This is a genomic window from Afipia sp. GW822-FHT04G07 (assembly GCF_058800765.1).
The window spans coordinates 759,831-778,579 of the sequence record NZ_JBXAMP010000001.1; the positions used below are offsets into that span (position 1 = coordinate 759,831).

The window sequence follows — 18,749 nt, forward strand, 5'->3', positions numbered from 1 at the left end:
AATTCGGCGCGGACAATGCCAAAATCATACCCTTGACGCAACGCCGCCAAGGCCTTCAGCAGCGCTTTTTCCGACGATTCAACAAACGTCGCACGTGCGTCGGTTGCGGCGCGAAAATCGTTAAAAGTGGCTGTAGGACAGGCGTTTCAGCACGACAGGCTTGCCCGCGGCATCAAGAAACCGGGGCACAGCCGCACCAGCGGCGACCTTTCCGATGCTGATCAATGGCACATCGGCCTGCCGCGCCGCCGCGCTGAACGAATCCCACCGATTCTCGGGGATCGCGCAAAGGACCTCATAATCGTCCCCGCCCGACACGATGGCTTCGATGTCGGCGCTTCCGTTCGCCACCAAGGCGCGCACCGGAGCCGACAGTGGAACACCCGACAGATCGATGTCCGCCGAAACACGCGAGGCCGCACACAATTTCGCAAGGTCGCCGGCCAGTCCGTCCGAGACATCCATGGCCGCGCTCGCATGATCGCGGATCGCGGCCGCGAGCACATTGCGCGGCTGCGGCACACGGTAGCGCTGGATCAGAAAATCGCGCGACGGCGCGTCGAGCCCCTCGCCCGTGATCCGGTTTGTGAGAATCCGCAATCCCAGCGCCGCATCGCCGATCGTGCCGGTGACAACGATCCTGTCGCCAACCTTCGCGCCGTCCCGGCGAACCATCTTGCCCGGCGGGACCCGGCCAAACGCTGTAATCGAAATCATCAGCGGCCCGGGCGTCGAAACCGTATCGCCGCCGAGCACGGGACAGCCGAACGCCGTTGCATCCGCACCGAGGGCGCGCGCGAACGGCGCGAGCCACTCATCCTTCGCTTCCCGCAACGCCAGCGTCAGCACAAAGCCCGCAGGGATGGCGCCCTTCGCTGCCAGATCCGACAGGTTCACCCGCAGCGCCTTGCGCGCGACGGTGTCCGGCGGATCGTCGGGAAGGAAGTGAACGCCCTCGACGATGGCATCCGTGGTAATCACGAGATCATCGCCGGAGTTCTTGAGGAGCGCGGCATCGTCGATCAGGCCAAAAGCGCCGGGATCGGTGGCGAGCGGGCGGAAATAGCGCGCAATCAGATCATGCTCGCCCGATGCTTTGGCACCCGGCGGCGTCATGATTAGTGACCTGCGCGCGCGAATTCGCTCGCGCGAAACTGCCGTGCAATCTGATCGAGCACGGCGTTGACCATGCCAGTCTCGTCCTTGTCGACGAACGCATGGGCTACATCGACATATTCCGACACCACGACGCGCGCCGGAATATCCTTGCGGTGTTCGAGCTCATAGGCCCCTGCCCGCAACGTCGCACGCAGGATCGCGTCGATCCGCTTCAGCGGCCAGCCGCTCTGGAGCGCTTCGTCGATCAGGGGATCGAGCTTGCTCTGGTCGCGAACCACACCGGCGACGATGTCCTTGAAGAACGCCGCCTCGGCCGGCAAATACGTATCGCCCTCGACTTCACTGCCGAGCCAGTGGCTTTCAAACTCGGCAAAGATATCTTCGATGCCCGCGCCTGCAATGTCCATCTGATAGAGCGCCTGCACGGCGGCCAGACGCGCTGCGCCACGCCGGTTGGCTTTCTTGTCGCCCGGAGCCTTGTCGGTTTTTTTGGGGTCGCTCATAGCGGTTTCGCCAGACGCTTCTTGATGCGCATCATGGTGAGCGTCGCGCGGGCGGCGTCGCCACCCTTGTTAAGCTTGTCGGCGCGCGCGCGTTCCCACGCCTGCTCCGTGGTGTTGACAGTAATGATCCCGTTGCCGAGCGGCAGACTGCGCGCGACCGCAAGGTCCATCAGCGCGCGGGATGATTCCATCGACACGATTTCGAAATGAATGGTGTCGCCGCGCACCACGCAGCCGAGCGCGATGGCGCCGTCATAGGGCTTGCCGTTCTTCTTGGACGCGTCCATCGCGATCGCGATCGCCGCCGGAATTTCCAGCGCGCCGGGCACGCTGATCACGTCATAGCCGACGCCGGCGGCTTCCAGTTCCCGGATCGCGCCCTGAAGCAGCGCTTCCTGAATATCGTCGTAGAAGCGCGCTTCGATAATGACGACATGTGTGCCGCTGATGTCGGTCTCGTCTTTGAGTTCTGCGCGGCGCGGTTCAGCCATTGTTCGGTCAGGTCCATTTTTCTGATTGTCAGCAACAAGTTGACAGTCAGTGCACTGGGCAAACTGTCGACTTACGGGAGTGCGTTTGTAGTCGCTGGCCGCCGCAAAGCCAAGCGCAACAGCCCTGTTTCAGGGCAGGGATGCAGCCCCAAACCGCCTCAATTGGCCCGCGCAACCTTGTAGTCGAACAGATAGCCTTCCAGCACCGTCTCGACCACTGACTGCTGGGCTGACAGCGCCGCCGGCAGCGTCACCGTGACTTCGATGCCGCGTTTGCCGCCCGCCGCGACATCGATCACGGCATCGCCGGACCCGGTTGTGTCCGCGACCACCTGCGCGACGAGCCGCTGCACGGCGTCGTTGCGCAATTGCGGCTTGAAAATCTTGCCGACGCTGGTGACCGGAATGGCGTCGATCACGATGACCTGCTTCGGCCATGCCGGGCGTTCCGCGATCAACGGCTCGGCATAGGATTTCAGTTCGTCCGCCGTCACCTGTGCGCCGGGCTTCAGAGCCACGTAACACACCGGCAACTCGCCGGCGTATTTGTCGGGCTGGCCGACCGCCGCAGCCAGCGCGACCGCCGGATGGGACTGCAACGCGTCCTCAATCAGCACCGGATCGATATTGTGACCGCTGCGGATGATGAGATCCTTCGAACGCCCCGCGATGAACAGCCGCCCCTGCTCGTCGGTGTAGGCCAGATCGCCGCTGTCGAGATATCCGCCGCGCAACGCGCCACCATTCTGGCTCTGGTCCTTGTAACCCGGCGTAACGTTCGGACCCGACACGGTCATGACGCCCACCTCGTGCGGCGCGCAGGCCTCGCTCAGCGAACCGTCGGCGGCAAGCTTGCGGACAACAACCCTGGTGTACGGCAAGCGGATTCCGACGGAGCCCAGCACGGGATCCGCGGGCGCGGGATCGATCGACACCAATCCGCCCGTTTCGGTCATGCCGAGGATTTCGTGGATCCTGGTCCCGGTCATCTTCTGAAATTGTAAGGCGACCGCGCGCGGCAGCAGAGAAGCACCCGAGATGCTGTAACGCGCCGACGAGATGTCCGCATCGACCGGCACATTGAGCAGCGCGGCAAGCGCCGTCGGCACGCCGCCGATGACCGTGGCGCGATGGCGCTCGATGATCTTCCAGAAATTCTTGATGATGACCGGGTTGCGCATTCCCGATGGCGACAGCACAAGAACGTTCGCGCCCGCGATGAAGAACGAGAGTCCGCAGGAGATGGTGGCGGCGACGTGAAACAACGGCAGCCCGTTTGTGATGATATCGCTCTCGCTTAGATCTTGCAGCACCGTTCCGCCGAACGCGGCGGCGATTTGCATGCGATGGGTATGGGTGACGAGCTTGGGCGAACCGGTTGTGCCGCCAGTGTGGAAATATGCTGCGACATCGTCGCCGCTGCGCGCAGCGCCGAACGTTAGCGCGCTGCCGTCCTGCGACTTCAGCGATGGCGCAAACCCGATCACCCCTTCCGGCAGCGGCGCATCCGATAACGAGATCTGCACCAGCTTGACGTCCGGCAGCAGTTTGCCGACCGCGACGGCTTTCTCCCAGATATCGAGCACCGGATGCGGACCCAGCGCGACGAGAATCTTCGCGCCGGATGCACGGACGAGATCGGCGATGTTCTGCGGCTGAAGCAAAAAATTGATCGGGACGGCGTAGCCGGCGGCTTCCGCCCCCCAGAGTGTGAAATGTGTCTCCACCAGACTCGGAATAATGTAGGCGACGCCGACGCCCGGCCCGCCGAGACTCGCGAAGAGATTCGCCGCGCGGGTGACGCCCTCGAGCATCTGCCGGTAAGTCACAATGCGCGGCGTCTCGTCGTCCGCACCTGTCATCAGCATGGTCAGCGCGGCACGGTCCGGGTGACGCGCGGCGGACTTGACGAAAATGTCGTACACGCTGCACGCATCGTAACGCTGCTCAAGCGTCTTTTCAGTTTCGAATTTTTCAACGTCCTTGAGCGTTGCAATCGGATAGTCGCTGAACAGCGGCATACGAATCCCCCCGGACTTTCTGTTTGAACGGTTGAAGTGCGGTTTCTACGTCCGCATCTCCGTCAGCCGCGCCGCGTAGCGCGCCATCAAATCGATTTCGAGATTGACCTCCGAGCCCCCGCGCCAGTCGCGCAGAGTGGTCACCTGCAACGTGTGCGGAATGATGAGCACCGAAAACACATCGTCAACCGCCGTGTTGACCGTCAACGAGACGCCATCGAGCGTCACCGAGCCCTTGGCGGCGATGAATTTCGCAAGATCACGCGGCGCGCGCAGTTCGAATTTCGCCATATCGGGCAGATCGTCGCGCGCAACGATCGTCGCGATACCATCGACGTGTCCGGCAACGATGTGGCCGCCGAGTTCGTCGCCGATCTTCAGCGCACGTTCGAGATTGAGGCGCGTACCCTTGCCCCAGCCCTTTGCCGTAGTCATGCGCAGCGTCTCGGCGGCAGCATCAACATCGAACCATGTCCAGCCCTGATCGACACCGGACCGAACCACCGTCAGGCACACGCCGTTACAGGCAATCGACGCGCCGTCCGCAATGGTCGCCTGATCGTAGCGGCACGCGATCCGCAAACGGTGCAACTGCCCCTGCGCGGTGGGTGTGATAGTGGTGATTTCGCCAAGGTCCGTAATAATGCCGGTAAACATCCAGTTCTCTTTTCAATTGACCCTGATCCGATCAGAAAACCAGTTTCCAATTTTCCGGATCATGGTCTTTCGTAAATCGTGAGAGTGTCTTTATCCCAGGCCTCGGTAGCACGCCCCCGCCAGTGAGGCGACTGGGTGATGGCCGAGAGCGGCTGCGTATCGAGCGCCGGAATACCATCCATGCCGATCGTGCCCGGCCCGCGCAGCAGCCAGACTTCATCGACCAGACCGGCGCTCAGGAATGACGACGCCACCCGCGCGCCGCCTTCGACCATCAGCCGCGTGATGCCCCGCCCGGCGAGTACCCTCAAAGCAGCCTTGAGATCGAGGCCCGGCGGCGGCGCGGTCGTCACGTGCACGCGGAGAACCTGCGCGCCCGCCGCACCAAGCTTCATGGCGGCCGGTGCCTCGGACAGATCGGATGTCATGACCCACAGCGGTGTTTGCCGCGCGGAATGAACAATCTTGCTGGTGCCGGGGAGCCGCAGCGCACGATCCAGGACCACGCGCACCGGCGATTGTGCTTCCAGCCCCGGCAGGCGCACCGTGAGCAGCGGGTCATCGGCCAGCACCGTGCCGATGCCGACCAGGATCGCATCGCTCTGCGCCCGCAGCAGATGCACCCGCGCCTTCGCGGCTTCTCCTGTAATGGCCACCTGGCGATGACCCGCGGCAGCAATCTTGTCGTCGGCAGAAACCGCGAGTTTCAGAATGACGAACGGGCGCTTCTCGCCGACGCGCAGGAAATGCCCGGCGTGATCCCGCGCGGCTTCCTCTTTGCACAGGCCGACCTGAACTTCGATGCCAGCGGCGCGCAGGCGCGCATGGCCCTGCCCGCCGACTTCGGGATTTGGATCTTCAACGGCAGAGACAACCCGCGCGATGCCCGCCGCAATGATCGCGTCCGCGCAGGGTGGCGACTTTCCGAAATGCGAACAGGGCTCCAGCGTGACATAAAGCGTTGCGCCGCGTGCCGCCTCGCCCGCACGCTTGAGCGCCTCGGGCTCGGCATGAGGCCGCCCGCCCGGCTGGGTCCAGCCGCGCCCGACGATGATGCCGTCCTTGACGACCACCGCGCCGACGGCTGGGTTCGGCCAGGTGCGGCCCTGTCCGCGCCGGCCAAGCGCCAGCGCGAGCTGCATGTAGCGCAAGTCTTGAGACATTGGGTCAGGGATATCCGGCACGGCGATCAAGCTAGCGGATTAGCGAACGCTGTGCCGCGAAAAAATCACTTGCGAACGACTGCCGGCCGCGGCGGTTCGTCCTCGCCCGACAGCTCGCCCAGAACCGCCTCGAAGTCCTTGGCCTCGCGAAAATTGCGATAGACCGACGCGAAGCGGACGTAAGCCACGTCGTCGAGCTGACGCAGATGTTCCATCACGGTCTCGCCGATGACCTCCGAGGAGATCTCCGCCTCGCCGCCGCTTTCCAGTTCACGCACGATGGCGGACACCATCTTCTCCACGCGCTCGGGATCGACCGGCCGCTTGCGCAGGCTGATCTGCAACGAACGCACCAGCTTGTCGCGATCGAACGGAACGCGGCGGCTGTTGCGCTTGATGACAGTGAGTTCGCGAAGCTGCACGCGCTCGAACGTGGTGAAGCGAAAATTGCACGCCATGCAGACGCGCCGCCGACGGATCACGGCCGAATCTTCCGTCGGCCGTGAATCCTTTACCTGCGTATCGAGACTGTTGCAGCTTGGGCAGCGCATCTAAGCCCGCCTTACTGATAGATCGGGAAGCGGCTGGTGAGTTCTTTCACCTTGTCCTTCACCGACGCCTCGACCAGAGGCGCCGAGCCTTCACCCGACTGGGCGACGGCGTTGAGCACTTCTGAAATCAACGCGCCGACCTGCTTGAATTCGGCGACGCCGAAACCGCGCGTGGTCGCCGCCGGCGTGCCGAGACGCAGACCCGAGGTGACGAACGGCTTTTCGGGGTCAAACGGAATGCCGTTCTTGTTACAGGTGAGACCGGCACGAACCAGCGCCTTCTCCGAGACGTTGCCCTTGAGGCCCTTCGGCCGCAGATCGACCAGCATCAGGTGATTGTCGGTGCCGCCAGAGACGATCTCGAAACCGTTGGAACGCAGCGTCTCAGCCAGCGCCTTGGCATTCTCGACCACGTTCTTCGCGTAGATCTTGAAATCCGGCTGCAACGCTTCCTTGAACGCCACGGCTTTCGCGGCGATGACGTGCATCAGCGGGCCGCCCTGAAGACCGGGGAAGATCGCGGAGTTCAGCTTCTTGGCGATCGCCTCATCGTTGCTGAGGATCAAACCACCGCGCGGGCCGCGCAGCGACTTGTGCGTCGTCGTCGTGGTGACATGCGCATGCGGCACCGGCGAGGCATGAACGCCGCCCGCAACCAATCCTGCGAAGTGGGCCATGTCTACCATCAGATATGCACCGACACTGTCGGCGATCTCGCGGAAGCGTTTGAAGTCCCACGCGCGCGAATAGGCCGAGCCGCCGGCGATGATCAGCTTCGGCTTGATCTCTTCGGCCTGTTTCGCCACCGAATCCATGTCGATGATCTGGTCTTCGCGGCGCACGGTGTAGTGCACCGGCTTGAACCACTTGCCCGACATGTTGACCGGTGCGCCGTGCGTGAGATGTCCGCCGGCTGCGAGGTCGAGGCCCATGAAGGTGTCGCCCGGCTGAAGCAGCGCCAAGAACACCGCCTGATTCATCTGGCTGCCGGAATTCGGCTGCACATTGGCGAAGCCCGCGCCGAACAGTTTCTTGGCGCGCTCAATCGCCAGGGTCTCGGCGACATCGACGAATTCGCAGCCGCCATAGTAACGCGCGCCCGGATAGCCTTCCGCATATTTGTTGGTCATCACCGAGCCCTGCGCCTCGAGCACGGCGCGGCTGACGATGTTCTCCGACGCGATCAGCTCGATCTCGTGCTGCTGGCGACCGAGTTCGCCCTTGATCGCGTTGGCTATCTCCGGATCGGCCTGCGCGAGCGAGGCTGTAAAAAACGAATCGGGGGCAGATGCAGTCTTGGCGGAAGAGCTCATGGATGAAATGTCTCCACCGCCGCGGCCTTTTCGTAAGGCGCACGGACGGTTACGGGTGGCATCAAGGGCGGCAGCCGCGAGATACCACATCTGGCGTTGGGGGCCAAGTTCCACAAGCTAGTGGGCCAGATTTATGCGGTCCTTGGCCGCCAGCAGCCGATTCCGTGGGCGGCAGGCCAACTTTCCCCGGCACGGCCGTTACGAATGCGGTTTTGGCTTGTTCCAGCCCGGCTCGGGCCCCAAGGCGGCGGCCCATCTCGCCACATTCTGGGTTTCAGTGCCCCTTGTTGGGCAACTTAATTGCGTCGGATCGCGCGGGCCTACAGCCGGGCGCAGAGGAACATCACGTTCAGCGAGCACGCGGCCAGCAGCACGAGCATCAACGCGACCTGCAGCCGGTCGCCGGCGAATTTGAGAATCGGCCTCATGATTTGAGGATGATGGAAAGAGTCCGCGCAAGAGTCTCGGGCGATATTTTTGCTCTTGGCGGGCAAGGATTCAGAACTCGTTTACGAGTCGATTCTCACCTGGAACGCGAAAAGGCGCCCGAAGGCGCCTCAAGTCGCGTCGTCCCACACCAGGGGAAACTCGTGCGGAATTCTTCCGCGTGCGTCTTGTGCGCACTTCGGTAACGGCCGGAGGGCACCGGCATAAACTGTCGAAGGAGAACTGGTGGGCCGCCGATCTTGCGCCGGCTGGCCCGAATGTCGTGAGCGCCTTAAATTCTCAAAGGCGATACAGGATCTGGTCGGTCCAGAAGCGCTCGAGGCGATGCAGCGACTTGTTCAGCGTCGCGAACTCGGCGTTCGAGATGCCGCCAACCTGCTCCACCGTCTTGACGTGCTTCTGATACAGCGCGTCGACGATGTGGCGGATTTCCTGGCCCTGCGCGGTCAGACGAATCCGGACCGAGCGGCGATCAACGCGCGAACGCTGATGATCGAGGAAGCCCATCTCGACAAGCTTCTTCAGATTGTACGAGACGTTGGAGCCGAGATAGTAACCGCGCGTGCGCAGTTCGCCGGCGGTCAATTCCTTGTCGCCGATGTTATAGAGCAGCAGAGCCTGCACCGAATTGATGTCGGCACGGCCGCGGCGATCGAATTCATCCTTGATCACGTCGAGCAGACGGCGATGAAGGCGTTCAACGAGCGTGAGAGCTTCGAGATAAAGCGGCTGCACAGGCGCAGCGGCGTTGTCGCGAGCGGGTTCAATAGCCGTAGCGGCTGCTTTGATCATGACACTTCCCCTGTTGTCGTTTTTACGACTTATTCGACGAAACTTTTGTCTCGTCTGATAGGTGGAAACTAAGGGAGGCGTTTGAAGATCAGCTTAAATAACAGCATAAAGAGAAGGTTTATTTGAAACGGTGAATCGTATATTACACCGATAAAATAAGGGCTTTTTGTTAGTTTTGATTCACCCAAAAGGAGCGATGTTCACGCTTCGTCACGCGACTTGTCGCATTCCAGCACAGCGTTCGTTCAAATTTGAAAGACTTCGTCAAGCATCATGGCGGCGGGCCCAACCCGGCCGCTACGGCGGCCGCTCCCGCGCCGAAAGCCACGCCAGAATGAGATAGGCGGCAAGCAGGATCAGGGACACGAGGACCGCGAAAAGATTGCCGCCGTAGATCGCGGGAAACATCAGTTCGATCACTGCGGTTGAAACGATCGTCGTGAGCCATACCACCGCGCCCCACGGCGTTGCGAGCCACAGTCCGACCGCCGCAACCAGTTCGATCACCGCGAAGTAAACCGTGGCGGTTTGCCATTGCGTGGTCTGCGCTTCGAACGCGCGCTCCTCGCCGCCGATAAAGCCGGTGATTTCCGCCCAGTGGTAGAGTCCCTTGATCATCGACAGCACGGCCATGACACGCAGGAACAGCACGAGCCGTCCGGTCCAGGTATTGTCACCGGTCTCCGTGTCCGGCGACGTCATGGCGGTGACCATGTTGACCTGATCGCGCGGCACGTCGTCGTTCGCGCCCCGGTTCACGCGCGCGGTCATTTGCCGAATGTCCTTGTTCATGCCGCCTGTTTGATCCTTTACAACCTTAAAATCAATCCGCCGATGACGCCCCCGTGCGGTGACGGGAGCCCCGGCAGATGTTACACGTGGATATCTGTTTGCGCGGAGTGGTAACAAGATGGCGATCAAATTCGGACGTCCGATCGAATTGCGGGATACTCCCCACCGGGACACGGCCGCCCCTTCTCTCGATCTGACGACCCGTATGCGCCGCAACCGCAAGTCGGAATGGGCGCGCCGGCTGGTGCGCGAGAACGTGCTGACCACGGACGATCTGATCTGGCCGCTGTTCGTTGTTGACGGCAAAAACACCCGCGCACCGATCGCCTCGATGCCCGGCGTCGACCGTCTCAGTGTGGATCAATGCGTGCGCGACGCCGAGCGCGCGATGAAGCTCGACATTCCCTGCATCGCTCTGTTTCCCTACACGGAACCTTCGCTGCGCGACGAGCATGGCTCCGAAGCCTTGAACGCCAACAATCTGGTTTGCCAGTCGGTCCGCGCGATCAAGAAGGAATTTCCCGATCTCGGCATTCTATGCGATGTGGCGCTCGATCCGTTCACCAGCCACGGCCATGACGGGCTTTTGCAGGACGGCAGGATCTTGAACGACGAGACTGTCGCTATCCTCGTCCGTCAGGCGCTGGTGCAGGCCGAAGCCGGCTGCGATATCATTGCGCCGTCCGACATGATGGACGGCCGCGTCGCCGCCATCCGCGACGGTCTTGACCGCGCCGGTTTCGGCGACGTGCAGATCATGGCCTACGCGGCGAAATACGCATCAGCGTTTTATGGCCCGTTCCGCGACGCCATCGGTTCGGCGAAAACGCTGACTGGCGACAAGCGCACCTACCAGATGGACTCGGCGAATTCCGACGAAGCGTTGCGCGAGGTCGAACTCGACATCGCGGAAGGTGCCGACATGGTGATGGTCAAGCCCGGCCTGCCCTATCTCGACATCGTGCGCCGCGTGAAGGACACCTTTGCGATGCCGACCTTCGCCTATCAGGTGTCCGGCGAGTACGCGATGATCGCAGCGGCCGCCAACAACGGCTGGATCGACGGCGACCGCGCGATGATGGAAAGCCTCGTCGCATTCAAGCGCGCCGGTGCAGACGGCGTGCTGACCTATTTCGCGGCGCAGGCGGCGGAAAAGCTGAAGGCCGGTCGCTGACGGCGGTTCCGCGACAGGCGAGATAACTTTTTCTCCATGTGAGCCTAAGCCGTCTTGCGCGGACGAACCGGCGGGGCCATGTGCGCAGCAAGCGGTCCGGAGAGTTTCGGGCCGGTTGAGGAGGGTTTCCATGTCTGACACGCGAAACACCGGCGGCGCCACCTGGCGCAACAATCCATCGGCCAGCGCGAGCGCGCAGCAGGCCTATGATCCTTGGTTGCAGCCCGAACTGTTTCGCGGCGTGCTGACCAAGCGATTTTTCGCGTTTCTCATTGACCTCGTGATCCTGTCGATCCCGATCATCCTCGCCGTCATCTTCGTCACCCTGTTCGGCATCGTCACACTGGGCCTCGGCTGGTTCCTGTTCTGGCTGATTTCACCGTTCTCGGTTGTCTGGGCGCTGATCTATTACGGCGCATCGCTCGGTGGCCCACACGGCGCCACCGTGGGCATGCGCATGATGGACATCCAGATGCGGACATGGACCGGCGACCGGCCCTATTTCATCCTCGGCGCTGTTCACGCCGTCCTCTACTGGGTGTCGGTCTCTTTCCTGACGCCGCTGGTATTGCTGGTGGGCCTGTTCAACGGCCGCCGGCGCTTGCTGCATGACATCGTGCTGGGCACGGTGTTTATCAACAGCAACGTCAACGCGACGGTCGTGCAAACGACTCGCGTCTAGACTGCTGCTTTCACTCACGGGCGGGGCACGTTTTGTTGACGTGGCCCTGCCCGGACGACGTGCACAATGTCGCCCGAAAATCGCGTCATAACCTTGCTGCGGCGCGCTCAAACTCGTTGACCCCTGCCCGCCGCGGCGCGATGCTGTGACAGGAATCGCGCAGACCGGAGTCAAACGGCCTCACGTGACACAACATTCACGCAATACGCCGCAATTCTACCTGACGGCGCCCTCGCCCTGCCCCTATCTGGAGGGCAAGCAGGAACGCAAGGTCTTCACGCATCTGGTCGGCGACAAGGCCGGCGAACTCAACGACCTTCTGACCCATGGCGGCTTCCGCCGCAGTCAGTCCATCGCCTACCGGCCAGCCTGCGACCAGTGCCGCGCCTGCGTCTCGGTGCGCGTGATCGCCAACGAATTCCGTCCCTCGCGCAATTTCCGCAAGATCCAGGCCCGCAACGCCGACATCGTCAGTGAACTGCGCACCGCAGTGCCGACGTCCGAACAGTACTCGGTGTTCCGCGCATATCTGGACGAGCGCCATCGCGACGGCGGCATGGCGGACATGACCGTGCTCGATTACGCGATGATGGTGGAAGACAGCCATGTCGCCACCCGCATCATCGAGTACCGGCGGCGCACGCCCGACAGCGGCATCACCGGCAAGGGCGGCGATCTGATTGCGGTGGCGCTGACCGATGTGCTCAGCGACGGCCTGTCGATGGTCTATTCGTTCTTCGAGCCCGGCGAGGAAAGCCGCTCAATGGGCACGTTCATGATCCTCGACCATATCGCCCGCGCGAGGCGGCTCGGCCTGCCTTACGTCTATCTCGGCTACTGGATCGATGGCTCGCGGAAGATGGATTACAAGGCCCGCTTCCTGCCGCAACAGCGCCTCGCGCCAAGCGGCTGGCTGCGCGTCGACGCCACCGGCTCGATGGCGCCCGAGCCGCAGGATTAGCTTTTCGCAAAAAACGTCAAACCGTCATCCTTCGAGGTCCGCCGCAAGCGCGGCTCGCACCTCAGGATGACGGCACTGTTGTTCAGTCGATATGTAACTTCACGCCGCCTGCAAACCTGATGCGGCTTTCAACGCGCCCGCCGCCTGCAACGCTTCGGCAACCGACTTCTCGCGCTGATCCGGACTGATCTGGATTCCATCGGCGGCGATGAATTCGGGATCGTGGATACCGATGAAGCCGAACACCCAGCGCAGATAGGTTTCGAGGTGCTCGCCTGCCGCAGCCGGCGCGCCGGCGCCATAGAAGCCACCGCGGGCGATGGCGATGATCACGCGCTTGCCGCCAGCCAGCCCCTCAACACCCTTCTCCGAGTATTTGAAGGTCTTCCCCGCGACGAGAAGACGGTCGATCCACGCCTTGAGCTGGCTCGGGATGGTGAAGTTGTACATCGGCGCGCCGATAACAACGACGTCGGCGGCGAGGAACTCATCCAGCGCAGCGGTGCTGGCGGCGATGTCGTCGCGCACCGCTTGCGTTTCCGGTGTCGCGCCATGGGCAGCGGCGAGATGCTCCCCGCTCAAATGCGAAAGCGGCTTGGCGCTGAGATCGCGATAGGTCACGTCGAGATTCGGGGTCGTTTGGCGCAAGCGCTCAACGGCGGCGTTGGACAGTTGCCGCGAGACGGAATTGCCGCCGAGGATGCTGGCATCGATATGGAGCAGTTTCATAGGTTCACCTTTAGCTCTAGTATCAGATTGATACCTGGACACTATTGGTGACCTTTGATAAACCGCACAAGAAGGCACATTTTCTGAACCCGAGCACAGCTGTGACACCTGAGCACATCGATGTAACCGCCCCGCCCGACCGGCACCTGCCCGGCGATTGCTTGGCTGTGGGATCCATCCTGTCGCGCATCGGCGACAAATGGAGTGTGCTGATCATCATGCTGCTGAGCGACGGGCCGCGCCGTTTCAACGAAATCAAGCGCATGGTCGGCGGAATCTCGCAGCGGATGCTGACGCTGACGCTCCGGGGGCTTGAGCGCGACGGTCTTGTGACGCGCACGATCTTTCCGACCATTCCACCGCGCGTGGACTATGAGTTGACTGAGCTCGGCCACTCGCTGAAGGAGCCCGTGCAGCATCTCGGCTCATGGGCGTTCGAACATCTGCCGCAAATCCAGACGGCGCGCGAAAAGTTCGATACCAAGCGCGAGTAATCTTCGCCGGCGGCCTCAGCCCGTCACGAAATCGATCAGCAATTTCACGTTGAGCGCGACAACGACCGCTGCGATGACGGCGGCAAACAGCGACAGCCATCGCGGAGCGACGAACGTGCCCATCTTCGCCTTGCTCGCCGTGAACATCACCAGCGGCACGATGGCGAACGGCAGTTGCAGGCTCAGCACCACCTGACTGAGAATGAGCAACTGCGCTGTGCCCTTCTCGCCGTACCAGATGGTCACGATGGCGGCCGGCACGATGGCGATGGCGCGCGTCACCAGGCGCCGCAGCCACGGCGCGATCTTGATGTTGATGAAGCCTTCCATCACGATCTGACCGGACAGCGTCGCGGTCACCGTGGAATTCAATCCGCAACAGAGCAGCGCGATGCCGAACAGCGTGGGCGCCAGCGTGGAGCCGAGCAGCGGCGCCAGAAACGAATGCGCCTGATCGAGTTCGGCGACATCTGTCCTGCCCGCCTTGTGAAAGGTCGACGCTGCTAGAATGAGGATCGAGGCGTTGATGAGCAGCGCAAGACACAGCGCAATGGTGGAATCGATGGTGGCGAGCTTGATCGCCTCCTTCTTTTCCGGAACGCTGTCGCCGTACCCCCGCGTCTGCACCAACCCTGAATGCAGATAGAGATTGTGCGGCATCACCGTCGCGCCGAGAATCCCGAGCGCGAGATAAAGCATGTCGCGATTGCGAACGATGTCGACCGTCGGTGCAAAGCCGCGGATCACCGCGCCCCAGTCAGGATCCGCCATGGCGATCTGCACGGCGAAGCACGCCGCAATAACACCGAGCAGCGCGACCACGAAGGCCTCGATCCAGCGAAAGCCGATCGCCTGCAACGCGAGAATGAGAAACACATCGAGCGCCGTGATCAGCACGCCGATTTCAAGCGGAATCCCAAACAGCAGATTGAGACCGATCGCCGTGCCGATGATCTCCGCGAGGTCGGTCGCGCTGATCGCGATTTCCGCCAGCAGCCACAGCGGCCAAGATACCCACTTCGGATAGGCATCACGACAGGCCTGCGCGAGGTCGCGCCCCGAACCCACGCCGAGCCGCGCGCACAGCGCCTGCAACACAATGGCCATGATGTTGGAGATCAGCGCGACCGCGAGCAGCGCGTAACCAAACTTCGATCCGCCCGCGAGAGATGTCGCCCAATTGCCGGGGTCCATGTAGCCGACGGCGACGAGATAGCCCGGACCCAGGAAAGCCGCGAGTTTCCGCCAGAATGAACCGTTCTTTGCCACCTTGATGGAGCCGAACATGTCCGCCAGCGACGGCTCGCCACGCGGCGTCCGCCATCCGCCCGGCACAGGCGGCGCGGCGGCCCGGTCAGGCGGCAATGACGGAGTTCGTGCGTCCATGCTGGTAATATGCATGGTGCCCTCGCTAGTTGCAAGTGACTTGCAACAGCGTTTCCGGGGAATTATCCAGTTGCCGACTGTTGGTTAGGATGCCGGCCTGTCACGCCGGAGGGCGCGGGCCGCCCGGACCGCCTCAACTTCCGGTTTCAGAATCTCCCGGCTGCGGCGGCGCGATCGGCGTGAACTGGCAGCGGTCGGGCTTGAGATCGACCAGCGGCGTGCCGTCCAGACAATCGAGGCCGCGGACCAGAACCGTGTTACCCTCGATGCCGACGAGTTTGGCCACCGACGTTCCGAGCGGATTGGGCCGCACCGGCGATCTCAGGGCAAAAGTGCCATGCGTGTTGGCGTCGCTGGCGGGACTTTGCAGCACGAGATCGCGGCGCGACTCGTGAAGCCAATAGATCACTTCGACCTGAGAAAATTTATCGAGACCCTTCAGCGCGGGCACCCACGGATCGAAAATCTCGATGCGGCAAACCGGGCCATCGTGGCGGCCCTGACGCGGCGTCTTCAACCGATCGGTCCAAGGCGTCCGGATGCAGCCGATAAACACAAGACCTGCGTCGGTTGGCGGCGGTGGATCGACCGCGACTTCGCCGTCGCGGATTTCGTTGTAGCGGACCATTCGTGCAAACCTCACTCGACCGCAGCGTCTCGCGAGGAATGTACCGCCGGTTCAGCCAACTGCAAACGCTGTCCGCCTACTCGATCACCTTGCCGAACTTGTTCGACTTCGGCAGGCCATGCGCGAGACGTCCCGCGTCGGCGCGGTTGCCGCGCCAGTCGGACAGTTCCTTCCACGTCATGGCCTGATCGCGCCCCGCGGAATCCTTCCAGCTCAGGCCGTCCTTCGCAACGAAGGTCGCGACGTCCGACAGCTTGCCGCCGCTGTACTTCTGCAACCGCACGCCACGGCCCCGCGCCATCTCGGGCACCTGCTCGAGCGGGAAGATCACCATCTTGTGGTTGGTACCGATCACCGCAACGGTATCCCCGGTCACGGTCGTGATCGCCTTTGCCTCGTTGGGCGCGGTGACATTGAGCACCTGCTTGCCCTTGCGGGTGTTGGCCACGCAGTCGTCCTCATTGACAACGAAGCCCTGCCCATCACTGCTGGCGACGAGGAATTTCCGGCCGCCCTTCTGCACGAACATCGAAACGACGTTTGCGTCGCCTTCCATGTCGATCGTCATGCGGATCGGATCGCCGTGGCCGCGCCCGCCGGGCAATTTCTGCGCGTCGAGCGTGTAGAATCGTCCGTTGGTCGCGAACAGCGTCAGCTTCGATGTGCTCTCAGCAAAGAACGAGAAGCCCATGCTGTCGTCGGTCTTGAAGGCAAGATTCGACAGATCCTCGACGTGACCCTTCAGCGTGCGGACCCAGCCCTTGTCGGACACGACCACCGTGATCGGCTCACGTTCGATCAGCGCCTCTTCGATGGCGGCAAGATCGTGCTCCGGCGCATCCGCAAACTGGGTGCGGCGCTTGCCGAGCGGCGTCTTGGGGCCGAAGGTGTCGCGCACCTTTCTGACCTGTTCGCCGACCTTCTTCCACTGCTCGTCTTCGGAGCCGATCAGGGTCTTGAGGTCTTTCAGTTCCCCGCGCAGCGCCTTGTCCTCGCCGCGAATCTCCATTTCCTCGAGCTTGCGCAAGTTGCGCAGCCGCATGTTGAGAATGGAGTCGGCCTGCAAGTCAGTGAGCTTGAAGGTCTTGATCAGCACCGGCTTCGGCTCATCCTCGGTGCGGATGATCTTGATGACCTTGTCGAGGTTGAGATAGGCGATCAGGTAGCCGCCCAGCACTTCAAGACGATGCTCGATCTGGTTCTTGCGGAAGTTCGCGCGGCGGACGAGCACTTCGCGCAGATGGTCGAGCCATTCCCGCAGACACTCGGCGAGGCCCAGCACCTTCGGCACGCGGCCCTTGACCAGCACGTTGAGGTTCAGCGAAATCTTGCTTTCAAGCTCGGTCTGCTTGAACAGCGTTTCCATCAGCACTTCAGGATCGACGTTACGCGACTTCGGCTCGATGACGATGCGCACGTCTTCCGCCGATTCGTCGCGGATGTCGCCGACCAGCAGCAGCTTCTTCTCGTTGAGAAGTTCAGCGATGCGCTCGATCAAGCGCGACTTCTGCACCAGCCAGGGAATTTCCGTGACGACGATATTCCAGGTGCCGCGCGCGCCCTCTTCCTGGGCCCACTTCGCACGCACGCGGAACGAGCCGCGACCAGTGGTATAGGCCTCCGCGATGCTCTCGTGGGAATCCACCACGATGCCGCCGGTCGGAAAATCCGGACCCTTGACGTACTTCAGGAGGCCGCGCGATTTGGTGGCGGGCTTGTCGATCAGATGCAGCGCGGCGTCGCAAAGCTCGGCCGCGTTATGGGGCGGGATCGAGGTGGCCATGCCGACTGCGATGCCCTGCGACCCGTTGGCCAGCAGATTCGGAAACGCGCCCGGCAGCACCGCCGGCTCTTTGGACTGGCCGTCGTAATTCGGGCGAAACTCGACGGCGTCCTCGTCGATGCCCTCCATCAGAAGCCGCCCGACTTCCGTCATGCGCGCTTCGGTGTAGCGATAGGCGGCGGGATTATCGCCGTCGATGTTTCCGAAGTTGCCCTGCCCGTCCACCAGCGGATAGCGCGAGGAGAAATCCTGCGCGAGACGCACCAGCGCGTCGTAGATCGACTGGTCGCCATGTGGATGGAACGAGCCCATCACGTCGCCGACGATCTTGGCGGATTTCTTGAACGGCGTGCCGGGATCGAGCCGCAGCAACCGCATACCGTACAGGATGCGGCGATGGACGGGCTTCATCCCGTCGCGAGCGTCCGGCAGCGCGCGATGCATGATGGTGGAGAGCGCATAGGCGAGATAGCGCTCCTCGAGCGCCTCCCGGAGTGCGACCTCCTGAATGTCCATCGGCTCCGGTGGAATCAGTCTCTTACCCATGGAAAAGGGGTTAACGCCAGTCGGCTAAATGAACAACAGATGAATCCCATGGACATCTTCTGTTCGCAATTCTTCTGCCATATTCTCGCCGTCTGCACTTAGGCCTCGCGATCCGGTCAACGGGTCGTGGAAGGGGCCGAAGTCCGTGGATAATGCAGCACTCGCTGGCGATGTGCCGGCGGGACTTCAAGGAAGGAAGACTAATGAATCGATTTGTCATCGCAGCCGCGGCGTTCGCCGCGTTGACCGCAGCCGTTTCACTGGGTGGCAGCCGCGCGGAAGCCATGAGCCTCCCGGCTCCGCTGGCAGGCGCCACGCAGCAGACCGAGCAGGTTCGCCTGGTTTGCACCACCCGCCGTGTCGGCCATCGCCTTGTCAAAACCTGCCGCGATGTGCGCCCGCATTTCCACAAGCCGCGCCACTATGGCCACCGTCACGGTCATCGCGGCCACCGCTATTGATCTAAAATAGCCGGTCTTCTGACCCGCTATCAGGAGAAGCAGGCTGGACCTTGTCC

19 protein-coding genes are annotated in these 18,749 nt (G+C 62.4%); 5 read left to right on the top strand and 14 right to left on the bottom strand.

The features are described from left to right. Positions 1-120: 120 nt before the first annotated feature. From thiL to AC1RKJ_RS03755, 10 genes are all read right to left on the bottom strand, one after another. Entirely contained in the window at positions 121-1,116 is a 996-nt protein-coding gene (gene thiL, locus AC1RKJ_RS03710) for a thiamine-phosphate kinase (protein WP_492789618.1), read from the bottom strand. 2 nt (positions 1,117-1,118) lie between these two features. Further along, on the bottom strand, positions 1,119-1,622 hold the full coding sequence (gene nusB, locus AC1RKJ_RS03715) for a transcription antitermination factor NusB (RefSeq protein ID WP_492789620.1): 504 nt from the start codon (positions 1,620-1,622) through the stop codon (positions 1,119-1,121). Then, a complete protein-coding gene (ribH, locus tag AC1RKJ_RS03720) occupies positions 1,619-2,113 on the bottom strand; it encodes a 6,7-dimethyl-8-ribityllumazine synthase (protein WP_492789622.1) in 495 nt (164 codons plus the stop codon). Before ribH ends, nusB begins: the two co-directional genes overlap by 4 nt. A 158-nt stretch (positions 2,114-2,271) precedes the next feature. Beyond that, the gene (locus AC1RKJ_RS03725; RefSeq protein ID WP_492789625.1) at positions 2,272-4,134 is read right to left on the bottom strand and encodes an acyl-CoA synthetase; all 1,863 of its coding nucleotides are present in this window, start codon (positions 4,132-4,134) and stop codon (positions 2,272-2,274) included. A 45-nt stretch (positions 4,135-4,179) separates the two neighbouring features. Further along, complete coding sequence (locus AC1RKJ_RS03730) at positions 4,180-4,791, bottom strand: riboflavin synthase (protein WP_492789627.1); 612 nt, start codon at positions 4,789-4,791, stop codon at positions 4,180-4,182. Positions 4,792-4,850: 59 nt separating this feature from the next. Further along, positions 4,851-5,954, bottom strand: a complete 1,104-nt coding sequence (gene ribD, locus AC1RKJ_RS03735) for a bifunctional diaminohydroxyphosphoribosylaminopyrimidine deaminase/5-amino-6-(5-phosphoribosylamino)uracil reductase RibD (RefSeq protein WP_492789629.1) — start codon at positions 5,952-5,954, stop codon at positions 4,851-4,853. A gap of 65 nt (positions 5,955-6,019) precedes the next feature. Then, positions 6,020-6,505, bottom strand: a complete 486-nt coding sequence (gene nrdR / locus AC1RKJ_RS03740) for a transcriptional regulator NrdR (protein ID WP_019196807.1) — start codon at positions 6,503-6,505, stop codon at positions 6,020-6,022. An 11-nt stretch (positions 6,506-6,516) separates the two neighbouring features. Continuing rightward, a complete protein-coding gene (glyA, locus tag AC1RKJ_RS03745) occupies positions 6,517-7,818 on the bottom strand; it encodes a serine hydroxymethyltransferase (protein WP_492789632.1) in 1,302 nt (433 codons plus the stop codon). A gap of 726 nt (positions 7,819-8,544) precedes the next feature. Then, positions 8,545-9,057, bottom strand: coding sequence for a transcriptional regulator LdtR (gene ldtR / locus AC1RKJ_RS03750; RefSeq protein ID WP_235100524.1), 513 nt, complete (start codon positions 9,055-9,057; stop codon positions 8,545-8,547). 297 nt (positions 9,058-9,354) lie between these two features. Then, positions 9,355-9,849 (bottom strand): DUF6163 family protein, encoded by a 495-nt coding sequence (locus AC1RKJ_RS03755; RefSeq protein WP_492789635.1) that lies wholly within the window; start codon positions 9,847-9,849, stop codon positions 9,355-9,357. 118 nt (positions 9,850-9,967) lie between these two features. Between AC1RKJ_RS03755 and hemB the strand changes: the two genes are divergently transcribed. From hemB to AC1RKJ_RS03770, 3 genes are all read left to right on the top strand, one after another. Next, complete coding sequence (gene hemB / locus AC1RKJ_RS03760; protein ID WP_492789637.1) at positions 9,968-11,023, top strand: porphobilinogen synthase; 1,056 nt, start codon at positions 9,968-9,970, stop codon at positions 11,021-11,023. 130 nt (positions 11,024-11,153) lie between these two features. Next, positions 11,154-11,705, top strand: coding sequence for an RDD family protein (locus tag AC1RKJ_RS03765; RefSeq protein WP_492789638.1), 552 nt, complete (start codon positions 11,154-11,156; stop codon positions 11,703-11,705). 184 nt (positions 11,706-11,889) lie between these two features. After that, positions 11,890-12,666: an arginyltransferase gene (locus tag AC1RKJ_RS03770; protein WP_492789641.1), complete on the top strand. Its 777-nt coding sequence runs from the start codon at positions 11,890-11,892 to the stop codon at positions 12,664-12,666. A gap of 99 nt (positions 12,667-12,765) precedes the next feature. On the opposite strand, the gene AC1RKJ_RS03775 is transcribed toward AC1RKJ_RS03770, so the two are convergent. Next, positions 12,766-13,395, bottom strand: a complete 630-nt coding sequence (locus AC1RKJ_RS03775; RefSeq protein ID WP_492789643.1) for an FMN-dependent NADH-azoreductase — start codon at positions 13,393-13,395, stop codon at positions 12,766-12,768. Positions 13,396-13,496: 101 nt separating this feature from the next. Here AC1RKJ_RS03775 and AC1RKJ_RS03780 point away from each other — a divergent pair, with 101 nt between their 5' ends. Next, positions 13,497-13,889: a winged helix-turn-helix transcriptional regulator gene (locus tag AC1RKJ_RS03780; RefSeq protein ID WP_492792637.1), complete on the top strand. Its 393-nt coding sequence runs from the start codon at positions 13,497-13,499 to the stop codon at positions 13,887-13,889. A gap of 15 nt (positions 13,890-13,904) precedes the next feature. Here AC1RKJ_RS03780 and AC1RKJ_RS03785 read toward each other — a convergent pair whose 3' ends face one another. The 3 genes from AC1RKJ_RS03785 to parC form a co-directional block, all read right to left on the bottom strand. Beyond that, positions 13,905-15,275 carry an Nramp family divalent metal transporter gene (locus AC1RKJ_RS03785; protein ID WP_492792638.1) on the bottom strand — a complete coding sequence of 457 codons (1,371 nt, stop codon included), beginning with the start codon at positions 15,273-15,275 and terminating at the stop codon, positions 13,905-13,907. A 133-nt stretch (positions 15,276-15,408) separates the two neighbouring features. Beyond that, positions 15,409-15,903, bottom strand: coding sequence for a tRNA (N6-threonylcarbamoyladenosine(37)-N6)-methyltransferase TrmO (tsaA, locus tag AC1RKJ_RS03790; protein ID WP_492789645.1), 495 nt, complete (start codon positions 15,901-15,903; stop codon positions 15,409-15,411). Between the two features lie 76 nt (positions 15,904-15,979). Next, complete coding sequence (gene parC, locus AC1RKJ_RS03795; RefSeq protein WP_492789648.1) at positions 15,980-18,232, bottom strand: DNA topoisomerase IV subunit A; 2,253 nt, start codon at positions 18,230-18,232, stop codon at positions 15,980-15,982. Positions 18,233-18,435: 203 nt separating this feature from the next. Here parC and AC1RKJ_RS03800 point away from each other — a divergent pair, with 203 nt between their 5' ends. Continuing rightward, positions 18,436-18,693 carry a hypothetical protein gene (locus tag AC1RKJ_RS03800; RefSeq protein WP_492789650.1) on the top strand — a complete coding sequence of 86 codons (258 nt, stop codon included), beginning with the start codon at positions 18,436-18,438 and terminating at the stop codon, positions 18,691-18,693. Positions 18,694-18,749: the final 56 nt, after the last annotated feature.

Coding starts and splice junctions, on each gene's coding strand:
- hemB (WP_492789637.1), top strand. CDS start 9,968: ATGGCGATCAAATTCGGACGTCCGATCGAATTGCGGGATACTCCCCAC.
- nusB (WP_492789620.1), bottom strand. CDS start 1,622: ATGAGCGACCCCAAAAAAACCGACAAGGCTCCGGGCGACAAGAAAGCC.
- thiL (WP_492789618.1), bottom strand. CDS start 1,116: ATGACGCCGCCGGGTGCCAAAGCATCGGGCGAGCATGATCTGATTGCG.
- AC1RKJ_RS03775 (WP_492789643.1), bottom strand. CDS start 13,395: ATGAAACTGCTCCATATCGATGCCAGCATCCTCGGCGGCAATTCCGTC.
- ribH (WP_492789622.1), bottom strand. CDS start 2,113: ATGGCTGAACCGCGCCGCGCAGAACTCAAAGACGAGACCGACATCAGC.
- AC1RKJ_RS03730 (WP_492789627.1), bottom strand. CDS start 4,791: ATGTTTACCGGCATTATTACGGACCTTGGCGAAATCACCACTATCACA.
- AC1RKJ_RS03755 (WP_492789635.1), bottom strand. CDS start 9,849: ATGAACAAGGACATTCGGCAAATGACCGCGCGCGTGAACCGGGGCGCG.
- AC1RKJ_RS03765 (WP_492789638.1), top strand. CDS start 11,154: ATGTCTGACACGCGAAACACCGGCGGCGCCACCTGGCGCAACAATCCA.
- ldtR (WP_235100524.1), bottom strand. CDS start 9,057: ATGATCAAAGCAGCCGCTACGGCTATTGAACCCGCTCGCGACAACGCC.
- tsaA (WP_492789645.1), bottom strand. CDS start 15,903: ATGGTCCGCTACAACGAAATCCGCGACGGCGAAGTCGCGGTCGATCCA.
- AC1RKJ_RS03800 (WP_492789650.1), top strand. CDS start 18,436: ATGAATCGATTTGTCATCGCAGCCGCGGCGTTCGCCGCGTTGACCGCA.
- ribD (WP_492789629.1), bottom strand. CDS start 5,954: ATGTCTCAAGACTTGCGCTACATGCAGCTCGCGCTGGCGCTTGGCCGG.
- AC1RKJ_RS03785 (WP_492792638.1), bottom strand. CDS start 15,275: ATGGACGCACGAACTCCGTCATTGCCGCCTGACCGGGCCGCCGCGCCG.
- glyA (WP_492789632.1), bottom strand. CDS start 7,818: ATGAGCTCTTCCGCCAAGACTGCATCTGCCCCCGATTCGTTTTTTACA.
- nrdR (WP_019196807.1), bottom strand. CDS start 6,505: ATGCGCTGCCCAAGCTGCAACAGTCTCGATACGCAGGTAAAGGATTCA.
- AC1RKJ_RS03725 (WP_492789625.1), bottom strand. CDS start 4,134: ATGCCGCTGTTCAGCGACTATCCGATTGCAACGCTCAAGGACGTTGAA.
- parC (WP_492789648.1), bottom strand. CDS start 18,232: ATGGGTAAGAGACTGATTCCACCGGAGCCGATGGACATTCAGGAGGTC.